We start from the raw sequence: 24,946 nt of genomic DNA on the forward strand, positions 1-24,946 counted from the left end.
GCCCGCCGCCCCGATACCACGTCGCCTGTCGGGTCGACGCCAGAGGAGGACACCGACGCGATGGTCTGGGGCACGTCGTCGCCCGCGACGGGCAGGGCACGGCGACGGCCGCGCACGCGATGAGGCGGTACCGCGGCGGCCGAGCCGGATCAGGTCCGGCCGCGCCGCCTGCGGGGTCCGGGTGCGGCCGGGTCGCCCGGACCCCGGCCGGCCTCGGTGTCGAACCCCGAGGTCCTCGGCCACCTGCGCGGCGTCGCCGAGCGCCTGCTGCACGCCGCCGGGCCGCCCGAACGGGTCGGCGCGCAGCCTTTCCTGACGGCGTGGTGTCACACCATCGGATGGAATCACCACCCCCCGCGGGTGGGACACGCCCGCCCGGCGCCCCGGCGGGGTACGCGGCAGGCACAGTGGGGAGCCCACTCCCCGCCAGAGGAAGGGCCGCACCACATGCCGTACCCGACGGGCGTGCTCCCTGCCGTGCTCCCCGCCCTGCTCCCCGGTGTGCTGTCCGCGACGCTGCTGGCGCCGCCCGCCGCGCCCGGCGTACCCGCCGCACCGCCCGCCCCCGCCGCAGCCGCCGTGGCCGCCCCCGCCGCCCCCGGAGCGGCCGCCCCGTACGACGGCCAGTCCCAGCACGGGACCGCCCTGTTCAGCGTGAGGTCCGCGAACAACGCGGCCGCGCAGGAGTTCACCGTCGGCAGCAGCCGCATCTCCCGCATCAGCGTCTACCTCGCCAGCGCCGCCGCCACCGGCACCGTGACCGCGCAGATCCGCCGTGACAAGGCCGACCCCGCGACCGCCCTCGCCACCCGGACCCTCACTCTGGCCTCCCTCGGCGGGGCCGGAGCGGGCTGGCTGGAATTCCCGCTGACCGCCGACGTCACCCCCGGCGCCTCCTACTACCTCCACCTCCAGGCCACCACCACCGAGAACAAGGCGATCGCCTGGTACGGCACGAAGAACCCCGTCCCCGCCTCCCTGACCAGCTGGAACTACGACAGGGCGTACTGGGGCGGCTGGCACGCCGAGACCAACCGGCTCGCCTTCCACGTCAACCCGGCCGGCAGCGCGCGCTGCGGCGAGAGCGAACCGTGCTACGTGCCCGCCACCGCCCTCGCCGCCCGCACCGCCGGGCTGCTCACCAACGGCACCGCCGTCGAGGCCGTCGCGCCCTCCTTCGCGGTCGGCGCCTCGTACGTCGACGGCAGCAACGTCCTGCGCCTGCCGTCCGGCCGCTGGCGCTACCTGCCCCCCGGTGCCTCCGCTTCGGCCGTCGTCCCCGCCGACGACCCCGGCGCCCTCGCCCGGATCGAGGAGAGCCGCGCCTGGCTGGCCGCAGGCCGCGTACCCGGTACGGACCCGGTCCGGCGGGCCGCCGTCCAGCGGGCGCTGCTGTCGATGCGGGCCCTGCTGCGCCCCAACGGGGCCTTCGCCGCAGGCTGGTCGCCCGCCTGGGAGTACTCCTGGCCGCGGGACGGCGCCTTCGCCGCGGTGGCCTTCGCGGCCACCGGCCACGACGAGGAGGCGTACCGCATCCTCGCGTACGACGCCGCCACGCAGCGCGCCGACGGGACCTGGGAAGCCCGTACGAAACTCGACGGCAGCGGCCCCCCCGACAACCGGGCGTGGCAGCTCGACGGCAACGGCTGGGTGCCCTGGGCCACCTGGCAGTGGTACCGCCAGGCACCCGGCGCCGACCGGGACGAACGGCTGCGCGCGCTCTACCCCATGGTCGCCAGGGCGGCCGACCGCGCCGCCGGCTCCCTCACCGCGGACGGACTGCCGCCGGCCTCCCCGGACTACTGGGAACTGCCCACCGACGCCCCCAACATCGGCACCGCCGCACCGCTGCTCGCCGGTCTCGACGCGGCCGCCGACCTCGCCGCCGGCCTCGGCCGCACCGAGGACGCGGACCGCTGGGCCGCGGCGGCCCGGAAGCTCGCCGGCGGGATCGCCGCCGCCTTCGCCCCGCGCGGCTATCCGCGCACCGCAGACGGGGCCCACGGCCGCGACAGCGCGGCCGCGTTCATGGCGCCCCCGTTCAACCCCGCCCCGGCAGGGCTGCGGGCCGCGCTGGACTCCACGTACCAGGCGCTGCTGCTGCCGAACGGTGGGCTCTCGCCCGGCAACGACCCCGGCTTCAGCTGGGGTTCGTACGCCTGGACCGCCAGCACCACCTTCTTCGCGCTGGCCTGGGCGCACCTGGGCGGCAGCGCCGACACGGCGAAGGCGGACCGGGTGCTGGACTGGGTGCTGTCGAAGCGCAACGGCCTCGGCGAACTCCCCGAAACCGTCAACGGGTCCGGCTACCCTTCCTCCGTGGCCCCGCTCGGCTGGACCGACGCCCTGCTGGTGATGACCGCCGCCGCCCGCGACGGCAACCCGCTGCCCACCCCGCCGCTGCGGCCGGCCCCGTAGCGGGGGAGGGCGGGGCCAGGGCGGGGGCCCTGCCGGGGGCGTCAGACCTGTTCGGTCGGGCGGATCAGCAGCTCGGCCACGGCGACGTGCCGGGGGCGGGTCACGATGTAGCCGATCGCCTCGGCGACGTCCTCGCTGCCGAGGCGCTCGATCCTGCCGAGGTGCGAGGCGAGCAGCTCCTGCACCGCCTGCGGGTTGTGGCCGCGCAGCTCGGTGTCGACGCTTCCCGGCTCCACCACGGACACGCGCACGTGCTGCAGCGCCAGCTCCTGGCGCAGCGCCTCGCTGAAGGCGCCGACGGCGAACTTGGTGGCGCAGTACACCGCGGACATGCCGTAGGCCGCCCGGCCCGACAGCGAGCCGACGTTGACCACGTCGGCGACCTGCCGCGGCCCGGCCGCAGCGGCCTTGACCAGGTGCGGCACCGCCGCGTGCGTGCAGAACATCAGGCCCATGAGGTTGGTGTCGACCATGCGCCGCCAGTCCGCCAGATCCGCCCCCGGAGCCGGGCCGAGCAGCATCAGGCCCGCGTTGTTCACCAGGGTGTCCAGCCGCCCGAGCGCCTCGACGGTGCGGCGCACCGCCTCGGCCGCGCCCGTCTCGTCGCCGACGTCGACCGCCACGACCAGGCTCGTGCCGCCCGCGCCGTCGATCTCGGCCGCCAGGTCCATCAGCCGGTCCTCGCGCCGCCCCACCAGCGCCACCGCGGCGCCCTCGCGCGCGAGTCCCAGGGCCGTGGCGCGTCCGATGCCGCTGGACGCCCCGGTCACCAGGGCGACGGTGTCCTCGAGTTTCCCGACCATCCAGCAGACTCCCTCGCACAGAGCAGGACCGGCCCCTGCGCACCGGCCCCGCGGACCGGGGGGACCGGGCCACCGGGATCCATTCCAGCCTCGCCGCCCCTCTCACCCCCGTTCCTGCGCGCTGTGACGCGGATGGCCCAGCTGCTGCCGGGGGCAAGGAGCACAGGGCTCACTTCTGGGCGTGACCGCCCAGGTAGAACAGCAGCCAGACGAATCCGGCGAAAAGGTGCGTGCCGAAGATGTAGAAGAAGGCGCGCAGGGCGACGCCCTTGCCCTTCCAGCTCTCGTTGTCCGCTGCCGTTGCGGACTCGGGCCGACTCATCGCGACTCCCTTTCGTGGGCGGCCGCAAGTTTAGCCGCCGCCCGCCGAGGCGGAGGGGTGTGTGCTTGGTGTGCTAGGTTAAAACCTAGGGATCCTAGGAAGTGGGAAGGGGGCGGCCGCATGGTGCGCGCAGGGATCACCGTGGCCCGGCTGGCGGAGGCCGCCGCGGCCATGGCGGACGAGGTGGGCCTGGACAAGGTCACCGTCTCGGCGCTCGCACGCCACTTCGGCGTCAAGGACGCGAGCCTGTACTCGCACGTGCGGAACCTGCGCGAGCTGCGCGTCCGGATCGCCCTGCTGGCGTCCGAGGAGATGACCGAGCGCATCGCCGCCGCGGTAGCGGGCCGCGCCGGCAAGGACGCGCTCGTCGCGTTCGCCGACGCCTACCGCGACTACGCCCTCGCCCACCCGGGCCGCTACGCGGCCACGCAGATGCAGCTCGCCCCGGAGGAGGTCGCCGACTCCGCCGGCTTCCGCCGCAGCGTCGAGCTGACCTACGGCATGCTGCGTGCCTACGGCCTGGCCGAGCCGGACCTCACCGATGCGGGCCGCCTGCTGCGCAGCACGTTCCACGGCTACGTCCACCTCGAACTCGCGGGCGGGTTCGGGTACGCGCGCCCCGTGGCGCAGTCCTGGGCCCGCTCGCTCGACGCCCTGCACCAGCTGCTGGAGAACTGGCCTTCAGGGGCCTTCAACGGGGAGTAGTGAAACACGTGACCTACACGCAGACCGCCGGAACCCTCGACGTGCCCGGTGCCACCCTCTACTACGAGAGCCAGGGCAGTGGACCGCTCCTGCTGCTCATACCCGGCGGCGCGGGCGACGCCGGGATGTACGCGGCCCTGGCCGCGGAACTCGCCGACCGCTACACCGTGGTCTCCTACGACCAGCGCTGCATGTCCCGCAGCCGGCTCGACGGCCCGCTCGCCGACCAGGAGGTGCGGGTCTGGGGCGATGACGCCCGCCGGCTCCTCGACCACCTCTCGCCCGGCGAAGAGGCGTTCGTCATGGGCTGCAGCTCCGGTGCCGTCACCGCGGTGGAGCTGCTGGCCCGGCACCCCGAGCGGGTGCGCCGCCTCGTCGCCCACGAGCCGCCGCTCCTGGAGCTCCTGGACGACCCGGCCCCGCACCGCGCGCTCTTCGCCGACGTACGCGACACCGCCCGGGCGGAGGGCGTCGCCGCGGCCATGGCCCGGTTCAGCGAGGGCCTCGACGCCGGACACGAGCCGGGCGCCGGCCGCGCAGAAGAGGGGAAGCGGCCCGCCGAGCCCGCCGAGCCCGCCGAACCGGCCGAGCCCGCCGAGCCCGAACTCGCCGGACTTCCCCCGGAGGTCCGGGCGATGGCGCACCGGATGCACGCCAACATGCCGGTCTTCCTGGAGCACGTCCTGTGCCCGTTCTCGTCGAGCCTCCCGGACCTGCCCGCCCTCCGCGCGGCCGCCGGCAAGCTCGTGCCGGCCGCGGGGCGCGACTCGCGCCGCCAACTGCCGCTGTACGGCCCCGCCGCCCGCCTCGCGGATCTCCTGGGCCGCCCCTTGGCCGAGTTCCCCGGCGGGCACCTCGGAGCCGTCGAGGCGCCGCGGGACTTCGCCCGGCGCCTCGCGGCCCTGCTCGACTGAGCCGAACGCGGGCGGGTGCCCTGTCCGCAGGTGCGGATTCCCGCAGGGTACGGGGTGCGGGGAGCACCACCCTGCCGGACGGGAACCCCCATACCGCCTCTGAGCTGCGGTTTCTAGCGTGGAGGGAGTCCGGGGCAGCCGCCCCGGACGGTCATCCCGCCCCTTTGGAGACGCGCATGCACCCCGTTCCCCTGTCGTCGGTGTCCTCGCTGTCGCGGTGGTCCGCTGCCGTGGCGGCACCGCTCCCGGAGCAGCCCGCGGACGGCATCGCCGGCTGGGCCGCCGGGCTCGTGGACACCCTCGGCGGGGCCGGAGCCGGCCTCGCCATCGCGCTGGAGAACCTGTTCCCGCCCCTGCCGAGCGAGGTGATCCTGCCGCTCACCGGCTTCGCCGCGGGCCAGGGCGTCCTGACCCTCGCCTCGGCCCTGTTCTGGACCACTCTCGGCTCCGTCGCGGGGGCCGTCGTCCTGTACTGGACCGGCATGCTGTTCGGCCGCGAGCGCATGCACGCGCTCTGGGCGAGGCTGCCGCTGGTGAAGGCCTCCGACCTCGAGCGCACCGAGGCCTGGTTCGCCCGCCACGGCACCAAGGCGGTGTTCCTGGGCCGCATGGTGCCCGTCTTCCGCAGCCTCGTCTCCGTCCCCGCCGGGGTGGAACGCATGCCCCTGCCCCTCTTCGTCATGCTGACCACCCTCGGCAGCCTCCTGTGGAACTCCGTCCTCGTCCTGGCCGGCTACTGGCTGGGGGAGCAGTGGGAGGTGGTGGGCACCTACGTCGGGATCCTGTCCAAGGCCGTGCTCGCCGTGGTCGCCGCGGCCCTCGCGGCGTACGCGTGGGTGCGGCTGCGGGACCGCGGGAAGTCCCCGGCCCAGCACCGCCGTTCGTCACGCCGGCGCTGATGCGGTCGATCTTGTCCATGCCGTACGGGCGAACTAGGCTCGGCCCGGTGAAGGCGGGCGGGACGTCGGACGAGACGTCGTACGGGACACCCGGCGGGGCGTCGGCGACGCCGGCCGGCCCGGTCGCCCCCACCGCACCCTCCCGCTCCGCAGCCTCGGCACGCCTGCGCCGCGCCCTGGGCACCCTGATCGGCTGCGCCACGGCCCTGCTCGGCGTGGCCCACCTGCTGCTCGCGGGCGCCGCACTCGGCCCCTTCCTGCTCTGGCCGGCCACCCGCCCCCACGCCCTGCGCCCCCTCATGGCGGGCGCCCGCCGGCTCACCGCCCTCGAACGGTCCCGCAGGTCGGCGTTCTTCGGCGACCGCTTCCCCGACCACTACACCGCCTCGGACCGCAAGATCCTGCGCTACCTGGCCGCCCGAAGCCACGCGGGCCTGCTGTGCGGCGTCGTGATCGGGCTCCTCGGCTTCGGCGCCGCCCTGGCCGCCCTGCTGCTGCGCTCGCTGGCGCAGGGCACCCTCCCCTGGGACGAGCTGCTGATGCAGTGCCTCCTCGGCGGCGTCCTGCTCTTCCTCGACCTCCAGGGCCTGTACTCGCTCGCCGCCTTCGACGCCCGCCTCGCCCGGGCCTGCTTCGGCCCGTCCGAGCGGGAGCTCCTGCGGCGGCGCATCGACGAACTCGCCACCAGCCGCGCGGCGGTGGTCCACGCGGTCGACGCCGAGCGCCGGCGCATCGAGCGCGATCTGCACGACGGGATCCAGCAGCGCCTCGTCGCCCTCGGCATGCTGCTCGGCCGGGCCCGCCGGGGCCGCGACCGGGATCCGCAGCAGGCCGAAACCCTGCTGCGCCAGGCGCACCGGGAATCCCGGGAACTCCTGACGGAGCTGCGCGAGGTGGCCTGGCGGGTCTACCCGGCCGCCCTGGACAGCCTGGGCCTGGAGGAGGCGCTGGGCGGCGTGGCCGCACGCTGCGCCATCCCGGTGCGCACCGAGTTCGAGACCGGTGGCCGCGCGCTGCCCCCACCCGTCGCCACAGCGGCCTACTTCGTGGTCTCGGAGTCCGTGACGAACGCGGCCAAGCACTCCGGGGCCTCCGCCGTCGCCGTACGGGTCGTCCGCAGCGGCGGCGTCCTGACCGTCCGCATCGAGGACGACGGGAGCGGCGGCGCCGACCCCGCGGGCAGCGGCCTCGGCGGCCTGCGCAGCCGGGTGGCCGCGCTGGACGGCAGCCTGCACATCGACAGCCCCCCGGGGGGACCGACCACCGTGACCGCGGAGCTGCCGTGCGCGTGATGATCGCCGAGGACTCGGCCCTGCTCCGGGAGGGCCTCGTCCGACTGCTCGTCGAGGAAGGGCACGAAGTCCCGGCGGCATGCGCGGACGCGGTGTCCCTGCTGGAGGAGATGGGGGAGCGGCAGCCGGACGTCGTCGTGCTGGACATCCGGATGCCCCCGACCCACACCGACGAGGGGCTGCGGGCGGCCCTGGAGATCCGCGAGCGCTGGCCCCGCGTCGGCGTCCTGCTGCTCTCCCAGCACATCGAGCACACGTACGCGGCCCGGCTGCTGGCCGCCGGCGCGGACCGGGTCGGCTACCTGCTCAAGGACCGCGTCGCGCAGGTCGACGAGTTCCTCGACGCCCTGGAGCGGGTCCGGGCCGGCGGCACGGCCGTCGACCCCGAGGTGGTGCGCCGCCTGCTGGTGCGCACCACCCACGCGGACCCGCTGGCCCGCCTCACGCCGCGCGAACGCAGCGTTCTCGAAGCCCTGGCCGAGGGGCACACCAACGCGGCCATCGCGCACCGGCTGCACATCTCGCTGAGCGCCGTCGAGAAGAACCTGAATGCGGTCTTCGACAAGCTGGACCTGAGGCAGGGGCCCGACTACAACCGGCGCGTCCTGGCCGTCCTGCGCTACCTGGAGTCGTAGCCGGGGAGGCGGCCGGCGGCGGTCAGGACAGCTTGCCGTTGTAGTCCGGGAGCTTGAAGGTGCGCTCGGCGTGGCCGCCGACCAGATCGCTCTGGTTGTTGCCGATGTTGGCGATGATCGTGTATCCGCGGGCCTCGATCTCGGCGCGCTTGGCCGCCTTGTACGCGCTGACCTCCTGGAAGAGGTCCGGGAGGTCCCGTACGTACAGCCCCGAGACCGGGTAGCCGACCTGCTTGAGGTTGCGCTCGGTGAGGGAGGCGATGATCCCGGGGCGGGCGGTGACGAAGAAGACGGCGACGCCGTGCGCGTCCGCGTACTGCGTCAGATCGCGGACCTCGGCGATCGCCGGCGTCGGGACGGTCCAGAACCAGTGGAAGTCCGTCTCCAGCGAGGAGTTGTCGATGTCGAGCACGATGGCGGGCTTCTCGCCGGCCGGGGACTGGGCGAGGCGCTGCTCCACGTACGGGCGGGCCGGGGCCATGACGGCGGCGACATCGCGCTTCCAGGCGGCGTAGTCGATGCCGAGGAGGAGGGCGTTGCCGCCGGGCGCCGAAGCGGTCGCGGTGGGGGCGACGGGGGCCGCCTCCGCCGTGGCGGCGGGACCGAGCACCAGCACCGCGGTGGCGGCGGCCGTGCCGGCGGCGGCGCCGAGACTGCGGATCCGGTAACGGGTACGGGGGCGGTGGGCAGGGCGGTGGCTGCGCATGTGGGGGCGCTCCTCGTGGCGGGCTTTGGCATGTACGCGGCCAGAATCCGCAAGATCACGCGCCATGTCTACCGGTCGGTAGGTAATTTCTCGAGGCGCGGAGGTGAACGCGCGGCGCCGGCCGGCCGTCAGGCGGCCGCCCACCCGCCGTCCAGCGACACCGAGGCGCCGGTCACGTGCCCCGTGTGCGGCCCGCACAGCCACAGCGCGGTGGCCGCCACCTCCTCGGGCTCGATCAGCCGCCGGATCGCGGACCGGGTCAGCAGGACGTCGTTCACCACGTCGCCGGGGCTGATGCCGTGGGCGGCCGCCTGCTGCCCGATCTGGGCCTCGACCAGCGGGGTGCGGACGTAGCCGGGGCTGATGCAGTTGCTGGTCACCCCGTACGGTGCGCCCTCCAGCGCGGCCACCTTGCTCAGCCCCTCCAGGGCGTGCTTGGCGGCCACGTAGGCCGATTTGTAGGCGCTGGCGCGCAGTCCGTGGACGCTGGAGATGTTCACCACCCGGCCCCAGCCGGCCGCGTACATGTGCGGGAGCGTACGGCGCATCAGCAGGAACGGCGCGGTCACCATGACCTGCTGGATGAGGGTGAAGCGGTCCGGGGGGAAGTCGACGAGCGGGGCGACGTGCTGCAGGCCGGCGCTGTTGACGAGGACGTCGACGGCGGCGGGCAGGCGCTCGGCGGCGGCCGGGTCGGAAAGGTCCGCCACGTGGGCCCGCCCGCCCACGAGGGCGGCCACGGCCCGCGCGGAGTCCGCGTCGACGTCGACCACGTGGACCTCGGCGCCTGCCCCGGCCAAGGCGAGCGCACAGGCCCGCCCGATGCCGCTGCCGCCGCCGGTCACCAGTGCGGCGCGTCCCCGCAGAGAAGCAAGTTGGCTGTCCATGGCCGAACAGTAGGGAGGCCGGCCGCCCGCGGCCCATGGCGCGGCGCACCACTGTCCGGGCCGGAGACATGGCCCGCTCCGCCACCCCCTTGCCTGCCCTATCGAAAATCGATAGATTCCCATCGTGAGTCGATGGAAGGACGGGTCGTGGGAAAGCTGACAGTGGGCGCGCTGCGCGCCGTGCTCGCGGTGGTGCTGGCCGGCACCGTGTTCGTACAGGCCTTGATGGTGTGGGCCTTGGCCACCGACCCCGAGGACGGGTCGCTGCCGCTGACGCCGCTGCGCGTGATCACGATCCTGGGGATGGTGTCGGCCCAGGTCGCACTGGTCTGCGTGTGGCGGCTGGTGACGATGGTGCGACGCGGGACGGTGTTCTCCCACGCCGCCTTCCGGTACGTGGACGGCGTGATCGGCGCGATCACGGCGGCCGCCCTGGCATGGTTCGCGGTCACGGCCGTCAACGCGCCGGGCCAGCGGGAGGACCCCGGCGTCACCGTCATCATGGGCGGGATCGGCCTGGCCATCCTGGGGGTCGCGCTCATCGTGCTCGTCCTGCGGATGCTGCTCGCCCAGGCCGTCGCGCGGGACGCCGAAGCGGCGCAGATGCAGGCCGAGCTGGACGAGGTGATCTGATGCCGATCGCCGTCGACATCGACGTGATGCTGGCCAGGCGGAAGATGTCCGTGGGCGAGCTCGCGGACCGGGTGGGGATCACGCCCGCCAACCTGGCGGTGCTCAAGAACGGCCGCGCCAAGGCAGTGCGCTTCACGACGCTGGCCGCGCTCTGCGAGGTGCTCGAATGCCAGCCGGGCGACCTGCTGCGCTGGGAGTCCGAGGACGCCCCGAGCAGCTGACCCGCCCCTGCGCGGGCCGCACCCCACCCCGCGACCGTTCGCAGCCGGGTCCGGCAATCCCCCTCGCCACCGTGCGCAGCCAAAGTCGGGCACATCCGCCCCCGCGCCCTGCGCAGCCGCGGCCCGGCAGAATGCAGCCCCGCCGGCGTGTGAGGCGCGGGGTCTGGGGCGGCGCCCCAGGGGCACCGGGCTCCGCCCGAATCTGGGCGGGGCCGGCAGGGGGCCCGCTTCCCTACCCGCGGGGGAGGGCACCGGCCGGGTACTCCCGGGGGAGTACGCCGAGTTGCCCCGGGCGGGGGACGACGGGGGGTCCGCGGGCGTCTAGCGTGGCCGCATGGCGGAGTGGTGGCGGCAGCGGCGCTGGGCGGACCCGGCCGGCGCGGGCCGGGCGGTGCCCTGGCGGTCCTCCCTGGCCGTGGCGGTGCTCGCGCAGGCCGGCACCGGCTGGGCGCAGCAACTCCAGCCGGAGCGGGAGCCGCTCGACGCCCTCGGGCGGTGCCTGCTGCTGCTCGGGCCGGCGCTCCTGCTGCTGCGCCACCGGCACCCGGTGGCCGTGCTGTACGGCGTCTGCGCCGTCACCCTCGCCTACCTTGCCGGCGGCTACCCGTACGGCCCCGTGGTCCTCGCCGTCGCGGTGGCCTGCCTGGCCGCCGTCGCCGCCGGGCACCGCCGCGCCGCCTGGGCCGCGGTCGGGGCGCTGTGGGCCGGACACCTGCTGATCGCGCACCGGCTCTACCGAGGGCTGCCGCCCCCCGGCGACGCCCCGCTGCCGTGGAGCGCCGAGGCCGGTGTCACGGCCTGGGCGATCGCCGTGCTGGCCGCCTGCGAGCTGGTGCGCGTACGCCGCGAGCAGTGGGCCCGGGACCGGGCCGAGCGGGCCGCGGCGCAGCGGCGGCGGGCGGACGAGGAGCGGCTGCGGATCGCGCGCGAGCTGCACGACGTACTGGCCCACAGCATCGCCGTCATCAACGTGCAGGCGGGCGTGGGGCTTGCCCTCCTCGACACCGACCCCGAGCAGGCCCGCACCGCCCTGACCGTCATCAAGGCGGCCGGCCGGGAGGCCCTCGCCGAGGTCCGGCAGGTCCTGGACACCCTGCGCGCCCCCGGCGAGGCGCCCCGTGCGCCCGCGCCCGGGCTGGACCGCCTGCCCGAACTGGTCGAACAGGCGGCCGCGGCCGGGCTCGCGGTCCGCGTCGAGGGGGAGGGGGCCGGCCGCGGACTGCCGCCGGGTGCGGACCTCGCCGCCTTCCGGATCCTCCAGGAAGCCCTGACGAACGTCGTGCGCCACTCGGGGGCGCGGACCGCCCGGATCCGCATCAGCCGCCCGCCGGGCCCGCCCGCGCTCGAACTGCGGGTGGACGACGACGGCCCCGCCACCGGCGGCGACGCCGGCGGCAGCGGCACCGGCCTGACCGGGATGCGGGAGCGCGCGGCGGCCCAGGGCGGCACCGTCGAGGCCGGACCCCGCCCGGACGGCGGCTTCCGCGTGCTGGCCCGGCTCCCGCTCCCCGGGCCGGAGCCCGGCGCCCCACCCGTACCGCCCGAGGAGGAGGAACGGTGATCCGCGTACTGCTCGCCGACGACCAGCAGCTCGTCCGGGCCGGATTCCGCGCCCTGCTGGACGCGCAGCCGGACATCGAGGTCGCGGGCGAGGCCGCCGACGGCGCCGAGGCGGTGCGCCGGGCCCGCGAACTGCGCCCGGACGTCGCCCTGATGGACATCCGGATGCCCGTCCGCGACGGCCTGGCCGCCACCCGCGAGATCACCGGCGACCCCGCACTGGCCGCCGTGAAGGTGGTCGTGCTGACCACCTTCGAGCTCGACGAGTACGTCTTCGAGGCGATCCGCGCAGGCGCCTGCGGGTTCCTCGTCAAGGACACCGAACCCGCGGAACTGCTGCGCGCCGTACGGGCGGTGGTGGCGGGCGACGCGCTGCTCTCGCCCGGGGTGACGCGCCGGCTCATCGCGGAGTTCGCGGCGCGCTCCAGGGGTCCCGGCGCGCCGCAGGGGCTGGAGCGGCTGACCGAGCGGGAGCGGGAGGTGATGGCCCTGGTGGGCATGGGACTGTCCAACGAGGAGATCGCCCGCCGCCTGGTGGTCAGCCCGCTGACCGCGAAGACGCACGTCAGCCGGACCATGGTCAAGCTGGGCGCGCGGGACCGGGCGCAGCTGGTGGTGCTGGCGTACGAGTCGGGGCTGGTGCGCCCCGGCTGGCTGGGCTGACCCGGGCCGGTGGCCGTCCCCCAGGGCCGTCTCACGGGGCCGTCTCCAGGTGCCCGCGGCCGGCGGCTGCTCCCCGCGGGGTACGGGCAGTGCCGCCCGCCGTACGACGACCCGGGCACCCTCGGAGCGCCAGGCTCGGAGGTGACAGGCAACCACGTCCGAGGAGTTGAACCGAGATGAACACCCTGGCACACGGCGGGCCCGGCCCGTGGATCCTCTTCTTCCCGCTGGTCTGGGCGGTCGTCGCCATCGGCGTCGTCACGGTCCTGCGCCGCACGGTGTGGCGCGGCGGCCGCGGACCGCGCGCCCCGTGGGCCGCGACGGCGCCCGGCGCGTACGGCGTGAACTCGCCGATCGCCATCCTGGGACGGCGCTTCGCGGCAGGCGAGATGGACGAGGACGAGTACTGGCGCCGGCTGTCCGTCCTGGACGAGCAGTTCGGCCGCCGGGGCAAGGGCGACTGACCGCGACCGCCTTTCGATCGCCCGCATCCTGAGACGGACGTCTCGTTCCGGCCCGATCCCGGCCGCTTTCCCGCCATTCCCCGGCCCTCCGCCCGAGGCGGGCCGGGGATGCGGGATACCGTCCCGCGATGCATTCGAACACCCGGACAGATTCCGTATCCATGACCAGTCGCCGCGGTCTGCTGCGCGCCGCCGTCGCCGGCTCGGCGACCGCGGGCTCCCTCCTCGTCTCCGGCTCCGTCTTCCCGGCCACCGCCGCCCCGGCCGGTCCGCGCCCCCCGGCCGCCGAGGAGGCCGGCGACCGGCCCACCACCCCCGAACAGGCGCTGCGCCGGCTGACCGAGGGCAACCGGCGCTGGCGCGCGTACCGCCAGCAGCACCCGGACGAGTCGCCGGCCGTGCGCAGCCGGCTCGCCCGGGGCCAGCACCCCTTCGCGATCGTGCTCGGCTGCGTGGACTCCCGGGTGCCGCCGGAGCTCGTCTTCGACCAGGGGCTCGGCGACCTGCTGACCGTGCGCTCGGCGGGCGAGGTGCTGGACGAGGCGGTGCTCGGCAGCGTCGCGTACGGGGTCCTGGAACTGCACATACCCCTCGTGCTGGTCCTGGGCCACCAGTCCTGCGGGGCGGTCGGCGCCGCCGTCCACGCCGACGAGACCGGGGAGCGGCTCCCGGCCCACATCCAGTACCTCGCCGACCAGATCCGGCCTTCCATCGACCGCGGCGCGCACGGCGAGGCCCGTGTCGCCGCCACGATCGACGCGCACGCCCGCCGCACCCGCGAGCGGCTCGCGGCCGAGCCGGACCTCGCCGGGGCGGTCGCGGCCGGCCGGCTGGCGGTCGTCGCCGCCCGCTACGACCTGCGCGACCAGAGGGTGCGCATCCTGACCTCGTAAGCCCTGCGAGGCCCGCGGGCCGGGGCCCGGGACCGCGTTCCCGGCGCCGGGCCGTCCCCTGATCCGCGGGCCGTCGTCAGGGCCGGTACACCCGCAGCTCCGACACCTCGTACGACATTTCCGAGACGTCGGGATCCGGCGCCGGGTGGTAGCGGCCCGCGCACACGGACAGGTTGACGATGATGTAGGCCCGCCAGCGCCGCCCGACGCCGCTGCGGTCGGCGTACACGCGGGCCCCGTTGACCCACCAGACGACCGACTTGGCCCCGAACCTCACCTTGAGGTCGACCCAGGCGCCGGGCTGCACCGCGCTGTCGCGGAAGTAGTGCGAGCCGCCGCCGCGCACGTGGTTGGAGAGTTCCAGCAGATCCGGGTTGTCGGGGTGGTACTCGAAGACGTCGACCTCCTGGCCGCCGTCCCGCCAGGTCCAGATCGCCGGCCAGGCGCCGAGCTCCTCGGGCAGCCGGACGCGGGCCTCGAGGGTGTCCTCCGCGCGCAGCAGGAAGCCCTGTTCGCTGCCCTCGGTGGTCAGGAGCCCGGCGTCCCAGTTGCCGTCGGGCCGGCGGGTGGCGCGGAACGTTCCGCTGCGGCTGTAGGAGGGATCGGCGACGAGGTGATCGAGCTTGTTGTCGCCGGGGTTGACCGGGCCGCCGTCGGGATAGGCCCAGGACCGCCCGGCCACCCATTGCGTTGTCGAAGCGAAATCGGCCGTGAACACGGGCTCGGCCGTACGCCGCAGCCGTGCGAGGAGTTGCGAGATCACACAGAAGGCCTGCCCAGGCGGCAGGCCGCCCATTCGGCGGATCCCGCCGGGGCCGCCCTGAACGGGGGCACGTGCACCGGTGCGCGGGCGCTTGCCCCGGCGCATGCGGTGCCCCGGTCGTACGGGGGGCGGGAAAGGCCCGGGCGGGCCCGTCCCGCCGTCAGGACGCGGCGCGGGTCAGGAGCCGTCCTGCCGGCGGCGCTCCGCGCGCTCGGCCCGCTCGGCGTTGCGCTCCTTGATGCGGGCTGCTTCCTTGCGGACCTCGGCCTGCGTGGCGCGCTCCTTCTGGAGCCACTCCGGGTTGTCCTGCTTCAGGGCATCGATCTGCTCGGTGGTCAGGGCCTCGGTGACCCCGCCGCGGGCGAGGCCGGCGATGGAGACCCCGAGCCGGGCCGCGACCACGGGGCGCGGGTGCGGGCCGTTGCGTCGCAGGTCCTGAAGCCACTGGGGCGGTTCGGCCTGCAGCGCGTTCAGCTCGCTGCGGGACACGACACCCTCCCGGAACTCCGCGGGGGTGGCCTCGAGGTACACACCCAGCTTCTTCGCCGCGGTGGCGGGCTTCATGGTCTGGGCGGTCTTGTGCGACGTCATGCCGATAAGAATATCGAGCATGTGCGCTGGTTCTGACCACGCCCGGTAACCTGGGCGGGTGACAGGCTCGGAAAGCTCTCCCTCGTTCCGGCTCGCGTACGTCCCCGGAGTGACGCCCAGCAAGTGGGTGCGGATCTGGAACGAGCGCCTGCCCGACGTCCCGTTGACCCTCCTCCAGGTGTCCGCCGGCGAAGCGCCGGAAACGCTGCGTGACGGGGGTGCCGACGCGGGGTTCGTCCGGCTGCCCATGGACCGGACCGGCCTGTCCGCGATCCCGCTGTACACCGAGACGACCGTCGTGGTCGTCCCCAGGGACCACCTCGTCGCCGCGGTGGAGGAAGTGTCCACCGGGGACCTCGCGGACGAGATCGTGCTGCACCCGCTCGACGACACCCTCGGGTGGGACGAGGCGGAGCTGCCGGGCAAGCCGGCGTTCGAGCGGCCGGCGACGACCGCCGATGCGATCGAGCTCGTCGCGGCAGGGATCGGCGTCCTCGTGGTGCCGCAGTCGCTGGCGCGGCTGCACCACCGCAAGGACCTCACGTACCGGACGGTCACCGATGCCCCGGTGTCCCGCGTGGCCCTGTCCTGGGTGGAGGCCGAGCCGACCCCCGACCTGATCGAGCACTTCATCGGCATCGTGCGCGGCCGGACGGTGAACAGCACCCGCGGCCCGCAGCCGGCCGCCGCCGCGGCCCAGCCGAAGCAGCGCAAGCGGCCGGAGCCGGGCAAGGCCGCCGCGGGGAAGACCCCGCGCGGCGGAACGAAGGGCGGGGGCGCCAAGGGCGCCAAGGGCGCCGGATCCGGGAAGAACGCCCGCGGCGGCTCGACCGCCAAGCCGAACCGGGGCGGCGCCAAGCCCCGCCGCCGTCCTTAGGCTGCGCCGCACCGACCGGCTGCATCCTGCCGTCGCGGGCGAGGCTGAATGTGCCGGCCCACGGCTTCGAAGCGTCAGGCGGGGCTATGCGCCGATGCGGATCAGGGCCAGGGTGATGTTGTCCGGGCCGCCGGCCTCGATGGCGGCCCGCCACAGTTCGAACGCGGCCCTGCCGTCGTCGTGGACCCGCAGCAGCTCGTCCAGCTCCCCGTCCGGCACCGGGTCGGTCAGCCCGTCCGAGCAGACCAGGTAGCGGGCCCCCGCCCCGACCGGCTCGGTCGACACGTGCGGCGTGATGCCGGTGCTGCGGCGGGCGCCGCCGATGGCCTGGGTGAGCAGGGACGTCGTGCGCTGCCCGGGCGCGAGCGGCGGATTGTCGTCCACGCTCACCTGGCGCAGCTCCTCCCGCGTGGCGTCCAGCACCCGGCTGTCGCCCACGTTGAACGAGATCAGCGACTCCTCCAGCACCACGGTTCCCGCGACCGTGGTCCCCATGGCGGTGAGCCCCGGATCGCTGTCGGCGGCCGCGTACAGCGCCCGATCGCACAGCGTGAGCGCCTCCCGCACGGCCTCCTCGCTGTCCAGGGCGGGCCCGAGCGCCGCGAGTTGGCGTACCACCAGCGCGCTGGCCACCTCGCCGGCCGGCTGCCCGCCGATCCCGTCGGCGACCGCGACGACGAGGGGGTCGCCGAGGGGGAACACGAACGTCTGCGGGGTGCGGGTGACGGTGGCGCACAGGGTCCACGGTCCCACCACGAGGCTGTCCTCGTTGTGGTCGCGCATCAGCCCCGCATGGCTCAGGGCGCTCACGGCTACGTACGGCATCGCATCCCCATTGTCGCGCCGCCGGCGGCGGCCCGCCGCCCCTCAGCCCGGCTCCCGGCCCCCGACCAGCGCGTGCCGCCGCACCAGCCGGGCGATGTCCGACGCCGTGACGATCCCGACCAGCCGGTCCGCGTCCACCACCAGCACGGGCAGGGACCTGCCCGGCCGGAGCCCGTCGAGCACCCCGGCCAGCGGATCGCCCGGCGCGGCCACCGCGTACCGCTCCAGCGGGACGGCCACGTCGCGGGCCCGCAGCTCCTCCCGCTGCGCCGCCGGGACCGCGGCGAGCCGGCGCACGTCCACGACTCCGCTCGGACGGCCGTCGAAGTCCAGCAGCGGCACCAGCGAGTGCCGGGATTCCGCGGCCACCTCCGCGATGAACCGGGAGAGGTCCAGCCAGTCGGGGCCCGTGGCGACGGGCCCGGACATCGCATCGCAGGCCCGTACGCCCTCCAGGGCGCTGCGGACCTCGGTCGTACGGCGTTCGGCGGCCGCGACGACCGCGATGAACAGGCCGACGAAGACCAGCCACAGCCCGTCCGGCGTCCCGCGCAGGAAGGAGAACCACCCGGCGGCCGCGAGCAGCATGCCCACGGCCTGCCCGCTGCGCGCGGCGGCCCGCTCGGCACGCTCCCGGTCGCCGGTGCGCCACCACAGCAGGGCCTGCAGGACGCGCCCGCCGTCGAGGGGCGCGGCCGGCAGCAGGTTGAACGCGCCCAGGAAGAGGTTCGACCAGCCCAGCCACACCAGGACGGCCGCCGGCACCGCCGCCCAGCCGGACAGCCCGCGCAGGCCGAGACCCGCGCCGAGGGCGGCGCCGCCGATGACCAGGCTGGTGAGCGGCCCGCTGACCGCGACCGCGAACGCCACCGCGGCGCTCTGCGGCCGGCCCATCCGCGTCATCCCGCCCAGCGCCCACAGGGTGACGTCCTGCACGGAGATGTCCTTGCGGCGGGCCGTCGCGGCGTGCGCCGCCTCGTGCAGCAGCAGGCTGCCCAGCAGCAGCAGGGCGCCCGCGGCCGCGGCGGCGGTGTACACGGCCAAGGAGCGCCCCGGGGTCCACAGGGGCAGGGTCTGGCGGCCCAGCCCGTACCCGAACAGCACGACCAGCAGCGGCACGCTCCAGTGCATCCGCAGCGGCACGCCCACAACACGTCCGATGGGGACCGAGCCGTTCATCGTCCACTCCCGCCGGCCCGACGGCCGGCACACACCCCATTGTCGCTCCGGGGTGCGGGCGTGCAGCCGGGACGCGGGGGCGGCGGCCGGCTCAGCCCTCGGCGGGGGCCTCAGCCCTCCGCCGGGGCCAGGGCCGCGTCGAGCTCCCACGCGTGCCGCTTGAACTCGCGCCGGAAGTCGCCGTGGTCCTCCCACTGCCGGGCGATGCCGCGCAGCACGTCCCAGTGGTGCTCCACGGACTGGTCGATGACCCGGCGCAGGGCCGCGTCGGCCGTCGCCCGCTTCTCGATCAGACCCTTGACCGCCGAGGCCTCCAGCACCGCGTTGCGCAGGGCGCGCAGCGCGCGCGAGGTGTCGTCCATCGCGAAGCCGCGCTCGCTGCCGGTCGACTCCTCGAACAGCGGGGTGAGCCGCGCCTCGATGAAGGCGGTGATCCGCTCGAAGTGCTGCACGTCCATCGGGGCTCCATCTCCTGCCGCGCGCGGCGGCCCGGTACATCGGGTCTCTCTGCTGCGCGCCGGCCCGTTCCGCTGCGGCCGGCGCGGTTGCAGAATATCGGCTGAAGATCCGCAGGAGAGCGGCGGCGGTGCCGCGGAGGCCTGCACCGGACCTGCCCGTGCCGGCGCCGCCGGCCCGTGCGCGGCCGGTGCAGCCGGCGGGATCGGCGGCAATTCCCGTCGCTCCTCGTCCTCCCGGTGTTACCTTCCGTGTCGTCGACGCGTGCGTCTCATGAAGAGTCGGGGGGCGGAAATGGGGAGCGGGGCGGCGGAGCTCGGCCGCGCGGACGGGGCGGATGCCTTTCTGCGGCACATGATCTGGCGGTACCCGGACCAGCGGCAGCCCGTGGTGGCCCTGCTCGGTCCGCGCCGCTCGGGCAAGACCAGCATGCTGCGGTCGCTGTCCCAGGGGTGTGGCTCGACGGTGGTGCACGCGCACCTCGACTTCCACGAGACACCGCTCGACCCGGTGTCCGCGGCGGCCCTGGCGGCCTTCCAGATGATGCGCGGCTGGGACACGCTGCGCCGCAGCCCGGTCTTCCACCGCTTCGCGCTCGGGCTGCTGGCCCTGAACGAGGACCTGGAACCGGACCGGGCCCGCGCCACCGACCAGATACGCGGCCTGATCCAGCAGTACACGCGCAACACCCGGCGCGGCCGCTTCGCCTCGCGGGTGGAGGAGGCGGTGGACGCCACGATGGACGTCGTGGCCACGGGCGTCCTCAGCCCGCTCGTGCAGGGTCCGCGCGAGGTGGTCTCCGCCGTACGCGACGGTGCCCGGCCGGTGATCGGATCGCTGCTGCAGAGCACCGCCCGGTGGGGCCTGCGCGACGCGCTGCGCTGGCACGTCGGCATTCCGGAGGCGGAGGCGGCGGGCTCCCTGGACGCGCTGATCCGGCTCGGCTCCGCCTCGAGGACGGCGGCGGTGGCGCAGCTGCTGTCGGCCTTCCTCGCCGACGTCAAGGACCAGGCCGAGCGGCATCCGGCCCTGCGCTCGGCCTGCTCCTGCGAGATACCCGCGGCCGAGGCGGCCCGCGGCCGGCACGACCACGCCTGGGTCCTCCTCGTCGACGGCGCCCAGACCCAGGCCGGCCGCCGGTTCCTGTCCGCGCTGGTCTCCGCGCGCATCCGCAACGAGCAGAACGGGCCGGGCGGGACGGCCGCCGCCGACCCCCTGGTCGTCCTGGCCGCCTGCGACCAGTGGCAGCCCGAGTGGACCAGCCGCTGGTGCGAACCCTGGCGCACCACCCCGCTGCCCGGGACCCCGCAGCGCCGCATCCCCCTGCTGTCCCGCGCCACGCGGGCGGCGTGGACCCGCCAGGACGAGGCCGGCGCCCGCCCGGGGGCGACTGCGGCTGCGGGGACGGCTGCCGGGACGGCGGCGGGGCCGGGCGCCGCGGCCGGCCCCGACCCGGCCTCCCCGGCGCACTACTGGTATCCGGTGTGGCTCGACCCGATGACCGAGGAGCGCGTCGCGGAGGTCATCGACGACGGCACCTCGCTGGCGGGGCCGCTGCCCCCCTCCGTCGCCCACGCCCTGACCGGCGGCCACTGGGGCGCCGCCCTCACCCTCCAGGAGCAGCGCGAGAACACCCCGCCCGACCTCGACGCCGCCGAACGCGACAGACCGCTGCCCGCCGCCGTCGACCCGGGCGGCAGACCCCTGTGGTCGCGCGCTTTGGAGACGAGCCTGCCGGAGGGGCTGGCCGTGCCCGGCCGGCAGTGGGCCGCCCCGCCGCCGGTGGTGCTGGCCGCGGCCTACCTGGCGGACATGCGCACCGCCGACGACCCCCGCGTACCGCCCGGGATAGCCGATCTGCCGCGCAGCCTGGAGCTGCTGCGCCGCAACCTGTGGGTCAGCACCTTCTTCCACCGCCCCTCCCGCATCAGGGAGGTCGGCTGGGGCGACGCCGACCGGCCGCCCGTGCTCCACCCGTGGCTGAGCCGCTGCGCCCTCACCGCCCTGTCGGCGGCGACCGCCGCCCCGGCCGGCCCCGCCGAGGACGCGCCGCCGCCCGACCCGTGGCACGCGGTCTTCACCGACCAGGCCCGGGCGCTGGTCTCCCTGACGGACGCCCACCGGGGCTCCATCGTCGCCCGCGACGAGCAGCAGCTGTTCTACGAGCTCTCCCTCGGCAACTTCACCCCCGTCGCCGCGGCGCTCTCCGACCGCTTCGACCGGGACCACCGCGCCTGGGTCCGCCTCCTGGACTACCTGGCCTCCGCCCCGTGCCGCCTGGTGCACCGGCAGTCCGCCCCGGAGGCGTACGCATTCCTCCTCGACGGGATCGAGGAGGCCGGCCGGGACGTCGTCGCGGTCACCACGGCCAAACTCCTGGCCCTGCTCTGGCTGTACGGCGATCCGCTGACCGAACACAACCGGCGGTGGGACGGCCAGATCGAAGAGTGCTTCGACCGGCTCTCGCACAACTCCCGTCTGCTCGACGTCAGCGCCCTCCAGCAGGCGGGCGCCCTCTTCGCCTGACCCCTTCCGCGCCCCGCGCCGGCGCGGCCGGGCGCACCGCTAGGAGTTCACATGTCCGCAGGTGTCCACGTTCCCCGCTTCGCCCGGTGGCGCCGCCATCCGGTGGCCTCCCTGACCGTCCTCGTCCTGCTCCTGGCCGGCGTCGTCTTCGGCGGCGCCTGGGGCTACAGGGCCCTCTTCCCGCCCGAGCTGTCGTGCGGGAAGGGGATGACCGCCGCCGGCTCGCCCCTGCAGTGCGTGGGGGTGAACCTGGAGAGCACGGCCTTCACCAAGGGCGAGCCCGCCCGCATGCGCAAGCTGGAGGAGACGGTCCGCGCCGCAAACGACGCGGTGAAGGGCGAGTCCACCTCCGTGGTGCTGCTGCTGAACCTCTCGCCCGTCAACGACGTGGACACGCTGACCTACGAGTCGCTGTACCACAACGTCGAGGGCGCGGTCACCGCGGTGTGGCGGGCCAACAACACGGCCGCGTACGGCAGCCGGCCCGGCGTCAAGCTCTACCTGGCCAACATGGGCAGCCAGTACGCCTCCTGGCAGAAGGCGGTCGACAGCATCCAGAAGCACGCCGACGCCCAGCACATCTCCGCGGTCGTCGGCCTCGGCCAGAGCACCGAGCAGACCCGCCAGGCCGCCGCGGCCATCTCCTCCCGGCTGCACATCCCCGTCATCGGCTCGACCGTCACCGGCAACTCCATGAACCTGGACCCCGCCGACCCGTCGGGCAGGAAGCCGATCCCCGACATGTTCCGCGTCTCGCCGACCAACACCGACTCGGTGATCGCGGCGAGCCAGTACGTGGCGGGGCTGAGCCCCGCCGTCACCTCGATGGCCGTCGTCGCGGACAGCGTCGCCGACGACGACTACACCGCCACCCTGGCGGCGGAGGCCAAGACCCGCTTCCAGGCACCGGGCCGCACGGTGACCGTACTGCCGTACACCTCGCCGCGCTCCCTGCCGGCCGGCGCCGGCCGGCAGGACTACCTGGTGCAGCAGTTCAACCTGATGCACGCCAACCTGTGCCAGGCCGCCCCGTCCGTCGTGTACTTCGCCGGGCGCGGCCGCGACCTGGGGGCCTTCGTGCAGAACTGGGTGCAGGGCGCGCCGTGCGGCATCGCCCGGCTGCACGTCCTGGTGGGCGACGACGCCTCGGAGGCCATCCGGGACGACGCGGTGCTCAAGGGGGTCGCCTCGGGCCGGGTGACGGTGGCGTACACGGCGCTGGCCAGCCCGGACGAATGGGGGACCGACTGCCCCGGCTCGGACGCCAAGCGCAACTACGACCAGTTCTGGTCGGCGTTCACCGGGCGGCCCGACCCGTGTACGAAGCAGCCGCTGGCCACCACCGAGGGCGCGCTGCCGCCGCTCGCCTTCGACCCCGCCGACCTCGCCAGCGGCCAGGCGATGCTGACCCACGACGCCGCCGTGGCCGCGATCAGCGCAGCCCGGCACGACGAGGCGGGCCTGAAGAACCCGGGCCTGGAGACGGGCATCCTGCACCAGTTCTACTGCGCGCAGATGCTGCCCGGGGCCAGCGGCTGGCTCTCGTTCGGCAGCGACGGCAACCCGGTCGGCAAACCGGCCCCCATCGTGCAGCTCGATCCGGACGGGACGACCAAGACGGTGTCACTGACCTGGCCGAGCTCCGCGCCCAACCTGAGTCTGCCGCAGAAGGGCGGCACGGGGGCCCCGGGCTGCTGAGCCGACGGCGGGGCGGCGGCCGGTCCGGCGGGCCCGGCCGGCCCGCCGCCCCTCGCGCCGGTCGCCCGCTCAGTGGCACAGGCGCGCGACCAGCTCCAGCTCCCCGGCCAGCACGCCCGGGTCGCGCGGTCCTGCGTGCGGGGCCGCGAGGGCGCGTACGCGGAACCGGTTGCCCGGGGTCAGCCCGTCGGCCTCCCTGATCATCAGGTCCTGGAGCACCGGCGGGATCGCCCGGTCCTCGGTGAACTTCAGGAAGGTGCGCGGGACGCGCCCCCACCGGTCCGGCAGGCCGCGGGAGTCGCCGGTCGAGATCGCGGCCGACTCGTCGGGCTCCAGGATGTTCATCAGGGCACGGACCTCGTCGTCGGGGTAGTCGGCGCCGAGGGCGTCCTTGACGGCCGCGAAGAACGCCGGGTCGTTGGAGCGCCAGTTGACGCGGTTGACCCCCAGCTCCGGGGGAGTGGGCACCGCGGTCATCCGGAAGAGGGCGCTGGTGGCCGCCTGCGGGGTCATCATCAGCTCCAGCACCGACGTGTGCCGCGTGGGGCAGAACGCCGAGGCGTACACCAGGTGGGAGAGGAGCTCGGGCACCTGGTTGGCCACCGCGTTGACGGTGGCGCCGCCGAGGCTCTGGCCCACCAGGACGACCGGGCCGTTGCGGCGCGCCCGGCGCACCACGGCGGTCACGTGGGCGGCGTTGTCCGCGAGCGTGATCCTGCCCAGCGGGGAGGGCTCCGTGCGCAGCCGCTCCGGGTCCTGCGGGCTCTGGTAGGAGAGCGGGTAGGAGGCGCCGTGGCCGTGACCGGGCAGGTCGACCGCCACGACGCGGTGCCCGCGCAGGGCGAGTTCGGCGGCCACCGGGTTCCAGGCGTACGAGTTGCTGCCGGAGCCGTGGACCAGGACGAACGTCACCGGCCGGGCGGGGCCGGAGGCCGCCTCGGCGGCCGCCCCGCCCGCGCCCACCGCCGCCACTGCTCCGGCGCCGGCCACGGCTGCTCTCAGGACCGTGCGGCGGGACTGCCGCCGGCCGGTGGTGCCAGGTGCTTCGTGTGCTTGGCTCATGTCGCTCATGGACCAGAGGTTACTCATGAGTAACAGCCTTCAGGGCGTCGCCTTTCGGCCAAACGGGAGCGATCTGCAAGCGGTGGGGCATTCCTTCCCTGTTCATTGAGAACCGGACAATCGCCGACCGGTGGTCGGTTCGTCCGGATGGGTGCCACTTCGGCCACTCCGCTGAGACTGCGTCCCACCCGTGACGGGACCACGGCGAGGTCCGCCGGAGGGGCCCGTGTACGCGACTCGCGGATTCGGCCAACCGGGCGGAGGCCCGCAGCCCTGCGGCCGCCGGTCGGAATGTGCCAGCAGCACCTTCGCCCTCTCGACGGGCGCGAGCGGCGGAATGTTGAGTCATGTCGCGCTTCACAGCGATTCATGTCTCCCAGCGCACGTCCTACCGATTTGAGGAGCATTCATGCGCATCGTCCGAACCGCCCTCGCCCTCGGCGCGGCCGCCCTCGCCGTCACCGCGACCTCCGTCGTCCCGGCGGCCGCAGCCGGACCGGCGCCGGCCCCGAAGGCGGCGAAGTTCTGCACCTATGTCGTCGACACCGGAGAGGGAGGCTGCTTCGCGACCCGCGCCCAGGCCGCCGAGCTGGGCGCCCAGGCGGAGTACAAGGACCTGGGGAAGATCTGGAGCGACGCCAACTCCGGCGGCAGCGAGTTCACCTTCCGCGGCAGCGTCGGCTGCAACTGGCGCTACCCCGAATTCAACGACCTGTCCAAGTGGGGCTGGAACGACGTGGTCAGCTCCGCCCAGGGCATCACCTGCCCCATCACCCTGTGGGAGCACAAGGACTTCCGCGGCGCCAGCCAGACCTACCACGGCTACAACGCGTACGTCGGTGACGGCATGAACGACAAGGCCTCGTCGGTCAGCTTCGACCGTGTAGGGCCACGGGCCGTCCGTGCGGTTGCCCGAGGTGCTGTGGAAGTGCGCGCCCAGGGTCGGCCCGGAGG

At 74.9% G+C, this 24,946-nt stretch carries 26 protein-coding genes; 16 read left to right on the top strand and 10 right to left on the bottom strand.

The features are described from left to right. The first annotated feature begins 447 nt into the window (after positions 1–447). Positions 448–2,418, top strand: coding sequence for a choice-of-anchor R domain-containing protein (locus tag AB0953_RS17790; protein ID WP_366860409.1), 1,971 nt, complete (start codon positions 448–450; stop codon positions 2,416–2,418). 41 nt (positions 2,419–2,459) lie between these two features. Here the strand turns inward: AB0953_RS17790 and AB0953_RS17795 are convergent, their stop codons facing one another. Beyond that, the gene (locus AB0953_RS17795; RefSeq protein WP_366860410.1) at positions 2,460–3,221 is read right to left on the bottom strand and encodes an SDR family NAD(P)-dependent oxidoreductase; all 762 of its coding nucleotides are present in this window, start codon (positions 3,219–3,221) and stop codon (positions 2,460–2,462) included. A 169-nt stretch (positions 3,222–3,390) separates the two neighbouring features. Then, positions 3,391–3,543, bottom strand: coding sequence for a DUF6126 family protein (locus AB0953_RS17800; RefSeq protein ID WP_366860411.1), 153 nt, complete (start codon positions 3,541–3,543; stop codon positions 3,391–3,393). A gap of 120 nt (positions 3,544–3,663) precedes the next feature. Here AB0953_RS17800 and AB0953_RS17805 point away from each other — a divergent pair, with 120 nt between their 5' ends. The 5 genes from AB0953_RS17805 to AB0953_RS17825 all read left to right on the top strand — a co-directional run bounded on the left by AB0953_RS17805 (position 3,664) and on the right by AB0953_RS17825 (position 7,988). After that, positions 3,664–4,248 (top strand): WHG domain-containing protein, encoded by a 585-nt coding sequence (locus AB0953_RS17805; protein WP_366860412.1) that lies wholly within the window; start codon positions 3,664–3,666, stop codon positions 4,246–4,248. An 8-nt stretch (positions 4,249–4,256) separates the two neighbouring features. Continuing rightward, positions 4,257–5,162, top strand: a complete 906-nt coding sequence (locus AB0953_RS17810; protein WP_366860413.1) for an alpha/beta hydrolase — start codon at positions 4,257–4,259, stop codon at positions 5,160–5,162. 176 nt (positions 5,163–5,338) lie between these two features. Continuing rightward, complete coding sequence (locus AB0953_RS17815; protein ID WP_366860414.1) at positions 5,339–6,061, top strand: DedA family protein; 723 nt, start codon at positions 5,339–5,341, stop codon at positions 6,059–6,061. Beyond that, complete coding sequence (locus AB0953_RS17820) at positions 6,061–7,353, top strand: sensor histidine kinase (RefSeq protein ID WP_366860415.1); 1,293 nt, start codon at positions 6,061–6,063, stop codon at positions 7,351–7,353. Before AB0953_RS17815 ends, AB0953_RS17820 begins: the two co-directional genes overlap by 1 nt. Next, positions 7,353–7,988, top strand: coding sequence for a response regulator transcription factor (locus AB0953_RS17825; RefSeq protein WP_366860443.1), 636 nt, complete (start codon positions 7,353–7,355; stop codon positions 7,986–7,988). Before AB0953_RS17820 ends, AB0953_RS17825 begins: the two co-directional genes overlap by 1 nt. Before the next feature lie 22 nt (positions 7,989–8,010). Here AB0953_RS17825 and AB0953_RS17830 read toward each other — a convergent pair whose 3' ends face one another. Both AB0953_RS17830 and AB0953_RS17835 read right to left on the bottom strand, forming a co-directional pair. Beyond that, positions 8,011–8,694: an HAD family acid phosphatase gene (locus tag AB0953_RS17830; RefSeq protein WP_366860416.1), complete on the bottom strand. Its 684-nt coding sequence runs from the start codon at positions 8,692–8,694 to the stop codon at positions 8,011–8,013. A gap of 128 nt (positions 8,695–8,822) precedes the next feature. Further along, on the bottom strand, positions 8,823–9,581 hold the full coding sequence (locus AB0953_RS17835) for a 3-hydroxybutyrate dehydrogenase (RefSeq protein WP_366860417.1): 759 nt from the start codon (positions 9,579–9,581) through the stop codon (positions 8,823–8,825). Positions 9,582–9,728: 147 nt separating this feature from the next. On the opposite strand from AB0953_RS17835, the gene AB0953_RS17840 reads away from it, so the two are divergent. From AB0953_RS17840 to AB0953_RS17865, 6 genes are all read left to right on the top strand, one after another. Further along, a complete protein-coding gene (locus AB0953_RS17840) occupies positions 9,729–10,214 on the top strand; it encodes a DUF2975 domain-containing protein (protein WP_366860418.1) in 486 nt (161 codons plus the stop codon). Further along, the gene (locus AB0953_RS17845) at positions 10,214–10,435 is read left to right on the top strand and encodes a helix-turn-helix transcriptional regulator (protein ID WP_366860419.1); all 222 of its coding nucleotides are present in this window, start codon (positions 10,214–10,216) and stop codon (positions 10,433–10,435) included. The genes AB0953_RS17840 and AB0953_RS17845 overlap by 1 nt, the downstream gene beginning before the upstream one ends. A 334-nt stretch (positions 10,436–10,769) precedes the next feature. Beyond that, the gene (locus AB0953_RS17850; protein WP_366860420.1) at positions 10,770–11,996 is read left to right on the top strand and encodes a sensor histidine kinase; all 1,227 of its coding nucleotides are present in this window, start codon (positions 10,770–10,772) and stop codon (positions 11,994–11,996) included. Then, entirely contained in the window at positions 11,993–12,658 is a 666-nt protein-coding gene (locus AB0953_RS17855; protein WP_366860421.1) for a response regulator transcription factor, read from the top strand. The genes AB0953_RS17850 and AB0953_RS17855 overlap by 4 nt, the downstream gene beginning before the upstream one ends. Positions 12,659–12,834: 176 nt before the next feature. Then, complete coding sequence (locus tag AB0953_RS17860; RefSeq protein WP_366860422.1) at positions 12,835–13,122, top strand: SHOCT domain-containing protein; 288 nt, start codon at positions 12,835–12,837, stop codon at positions 13,120–13,122. Between the two features lie 161 nt (positions 13,123–13,283). Continuing rightward, positions 13,284–14,015 (top strand): carbonic anhydrase, encoded by a 732-nt coding sequence (locus tag AB0953_RS17865; protein WP_366860423.1) that lies wholly within the window; start codon positions 13,284–13,286, stop codon positions 14,013–14,015. Positions 14,016–14,091: 76 nt separating this feature from the next. On the opposite strand, the gene AB0953_RS17870 is transcribed toward AB0953_RS17865, so the two are convergent. Together AB0953_RS17870 and AB0953_RS17875 are read right to left on the bottom strand one after the other, a co-directional pair. Then, positions 14,092–14,778 (bottom strand): beta-glucanase, encoded by a 687-nt coding sequence (locus AB0953_RS17870; RefSeq protein WP_366860424.1) that lies wholly within the window; start codon positions 14,776–14,778, stop codon positions 14,092–14,094. Positions 14,779–14,955: 177 nt separating this feature from the next. Next, the gene (locus AB0953_RS17875; protein WP_366860425.1) at positions 14,956–15,390 is read right to left on the bottom strand and encodes a DUF5997 family protein; all 435 of its coding nucleotides are present in this window, start codon (positions 15,388–15,390) and stop codon (positions 14,956–14,958) included. A gap of 37 nt (positions 15,391–15,427) precedes the next feature. On the opposite strand from AB0953_RS17875, the gene AB0953_RS17880 reads away from it, so the two are divergent. After that, positions 15,428–16,246, top strand: a complete 819-nt coding sequence (locus AB0953_RS17880; protein WP_366860426.1) for a LysR family transcriptional regulator substrate-binding protein — start codon at positions 15,428–15,430, stop codon at positions 16,244–16,246. Between the two features lie 84 nt (positions 16,247–16,330). On the opposite strand, the gene AB0953_RS17885 is transcribed toward AB0953_RS17880, so the two are convergent. From AB0953_RS17885 to AB0953_RS17895, 3 genes are all read right to left on the bottom strand, one after another. Then, positions 16,331–17,071, bottom strand: a complete 741-nt coding sequence (locus tag AB0953_RS17885; RefSeq protein ID WP_366860427.1) for a PP2C family serine/threonine-protein phosphatase — start codon at positions 17,069–17,071, stop codon at positions 16,331–16,333. Between the two features lie 42 nt (positions 17,072–17,113). Further along, positions 17,114–18,250, bottom strand: coding sequence for a site-2 protease family protein (locus tag AB0953_RS17890; protein WP_366860428.1), 1,137 nt, complete (start codon positions 18,248–18,250; stop codon positions 17,114–17,116). 110 nt (positions 18,251–18,360) lie between these two features. After that, positions 18,361–18,708, bottom strand: coding sequence for a hypothetical protein (locus AB0953_RS17895; RefSeq protein WP_366860429.1), 348 nt, complete (start codon positions 18,706–18,708; stop codon positions 18,361–18,363). 352 nt (positions 18,709–19,060) lie between these two features. Between AB0953_RS17895 and AB0953_RS17900 the strand changes: the two genes are divergently transcribed. Then, positions 19,061–21,232, top strand: a complete 2,172-nt coding sequence (locus AB0953_RS17900) for a hypothetical protein (RefSeq protein WP_366860430.1) — start codon at positions 19,061–19,063, stop codon at positions 21,230–21,232. A gap of 51 nt (positions 21,233–21,283) precedes the next feature. Further along, the gene (locus AB0953_RS17905; RefSeq protein ID WP_366860431.1) at positions 21,284–22,930 is read left to right on the top strand and encodes a hypothetical protein; all 1,647 of its coding nucleotides are present in this window, start codon (positions 21,284–21,286) and stop codon (positions 22,928–22,930) included. A 69-nt stretch (positions 22,931–22,999) separates the two neighbouring features. On the opposite strand, the gene AB0953_RS17910 is transcribed toward AB0953_RS17905, so the two are convergent. Beyond that, positions 23,000–24,001 (bottom strand): alpha/beta fold hydrolase, encoded by a 1,002-nt coding sequence (locus AB0953_RS17910; RefSeq protein ID WP_366860432.1) that lies wholly within the window; start codon positions 23,999–24,001, stop codon positions 23,000–23,002. Positions 24,002–24,401: 400 nt separating this feature from the next. Here AB0953_RS17910 and AB0953_RS17915 point away from each other — a divergent pair. Further along, the coding region (locus AB0953_RS17915) for a hypothetical protein (protein ID WP_366860433.1) at positions 24,402–24,946 on the top strand (545 nt) is incomplete at its 3' end.

Source organism: Streptomyces sp. NPDC046866, from assembly GCF_040704625.1.
Classification (GTDB): Bacteria; Actinomycetota; Actinomycetes; order Streptomycetales; family Streptomycetaceae; genus Streptomyces.

What these genes read in the sequence shown, in the direction of transcription:
- AB0953_RS17790 (WP_366860409.1), top strand. Translation starts at nt 448, where the DNA reads ATGCCGTACCCGACGGGCGTGCTCCCTGCCGTGCTCCCCGCCCTGCTC.
- AB0953_RS17795 (WP_366860410.1), bottom strand. Translation starts at nt 3,221, where the DNA reads ATGGTCGGGAAACTCGAGGACACCGTCGCCCTGGTGACCGGGGCGTCC.
- AB0953_RS17800 (WP_366860411.1), bottom strand. Translation starts at nt 3,543, where the DNA reads ATGAGTCGGCCCGAGTCCGCAACGGCAGCGGACAACGAGAGCTGGAAG.
- AB0953_RS17805 (WP_366860412.1), top strand. Translation starts at nt 3,664, where the DNA reads ATGGTGCGCGCAGGGATCACCGTGGCCCGGCTGGCGGAGGCCGCCGCG.
- AB0953_RS17815 (WP_366860414.1), top strand. Translation starts at nt 5,339, where the DNA reads ATGCACCCCGTTCCCCTGTCGTCGGTGTCCTCGCTGTCGCGGTGGTCC.
- AB0953_RS17820 (WP_366860415.1), top strand. Translation starts at nt 6,061, where the DNA reads ATGCGGTCGATCTTGTCCATGCCGTACGGGCGAACTAGGCTCGGCCCG.
- AB0953_RS17825 (WP_366860443.1), top strand. Translation starts at nt 7,353, where the DNA reads ATGATCGCCGAGGACTCGGCCCTGCTCCGGGAGGGCCTCGTCCGACTG.
- AB0953_RS17830 (WP_366860416.1), bottom strand. Translation starts at nt 8,694, where the DNA reads ATGCGCAGCCACCGCCCTGCCCACCGCCCCCGTACCCGTTACCGGATC.
- AB0953_RS17835 (WP_366860417.1), bottom strand. Translation starts at nt 9,581, where the DNA reads ATGGACAGCCAACTTGCTTCTCTGCGGGGACGCGCCGCACTGGTGACC.
- AB0953_RS17845 (WP_366860419.1), top strand. Translation starts at nt 10,214, where the DNA reads ATGCCGATCGCCGTCGACATCGACGTGATGCTGGCCAGGCGGAAGATG.
- AB0953_RS17850 (WP_366860420.1), top strand. Translation starts at nt 10,770, where the DNA reads ATGGCGGAGTGGTGGCGGCAGCGGCGCTGGGCGGACCCGGCCGGCGCG.
- AB0953_RS17860 (WP_366860422.1), top strand. Translation starts at nt 12,835, where the DNA reads ATGAACACCCTGGCACACGGCGGGCCCGGCCCGTGGATCCTCTTCTTC.
- AB0953_RS17865 (WP_366860423.1), top strand. Translation starts at nt 13,284, where the DNA reads ATGACCAGTCGCCGCGGTCTGCTGCGCGCCGCCGTCGCCGGCTCGGCG.
- AB0953_RS17875 (WP_366860425.1), bottom strand. Translation starts at nt 15,390, where the DNA reads ATGCTCGATATTCTTATCGGCATGACGTCGCACAAGACCGCCCAGACC.
- AB0953_RS17885 (WP_366860427.1), bottom strand. Translation starts at nt 17,071, where the DNA reads ATGCCGTACGTAGCCGTGAGCGCCCTGAGCCATGCGGGGCTGATGCGC.
- AB0953_RS17890 (WP_366860428.1), bottom strand. Translation starts at nt 18,250, where the DNA reads ATGAACGGCTCGGTCCCCATCGGACGTGTTGTGGGCGTGCCGCTGCGG.
- AB0953_RS17895 (WP_366860429.1), bottom strand. Translation starts at nt 18,708, where the DNA reads ATGGACGTGCAGCACTTCGAGCGGATCACCGCCTTCATCGAGGCGCGG.
- AB0953_RS17900 (WP_366860430.1), top strand. Translation starts at nt 19,061, where the DNA reads ATGATCTGGCGGTACCCGGACCAGCGGCAGCCCGTGGTGGCCCTGCTC.
- AB0953_RS17905 (WP_366860431.1), top strand. Translation starts at nt 21,284, where the DNA reads ATGTCCGCAGGTGTCCACGTTCCCCGCTTCGCCCGGTGGCGCCGCCAT.
- AB0953_RS17910 (WP_366860432.1), bottom strand. Translation starts at nt 24,001, where the DNA reads ATGAGCGACATGAGCCAAGCACACGAAGCACCTGGCACCACCGGCCGG.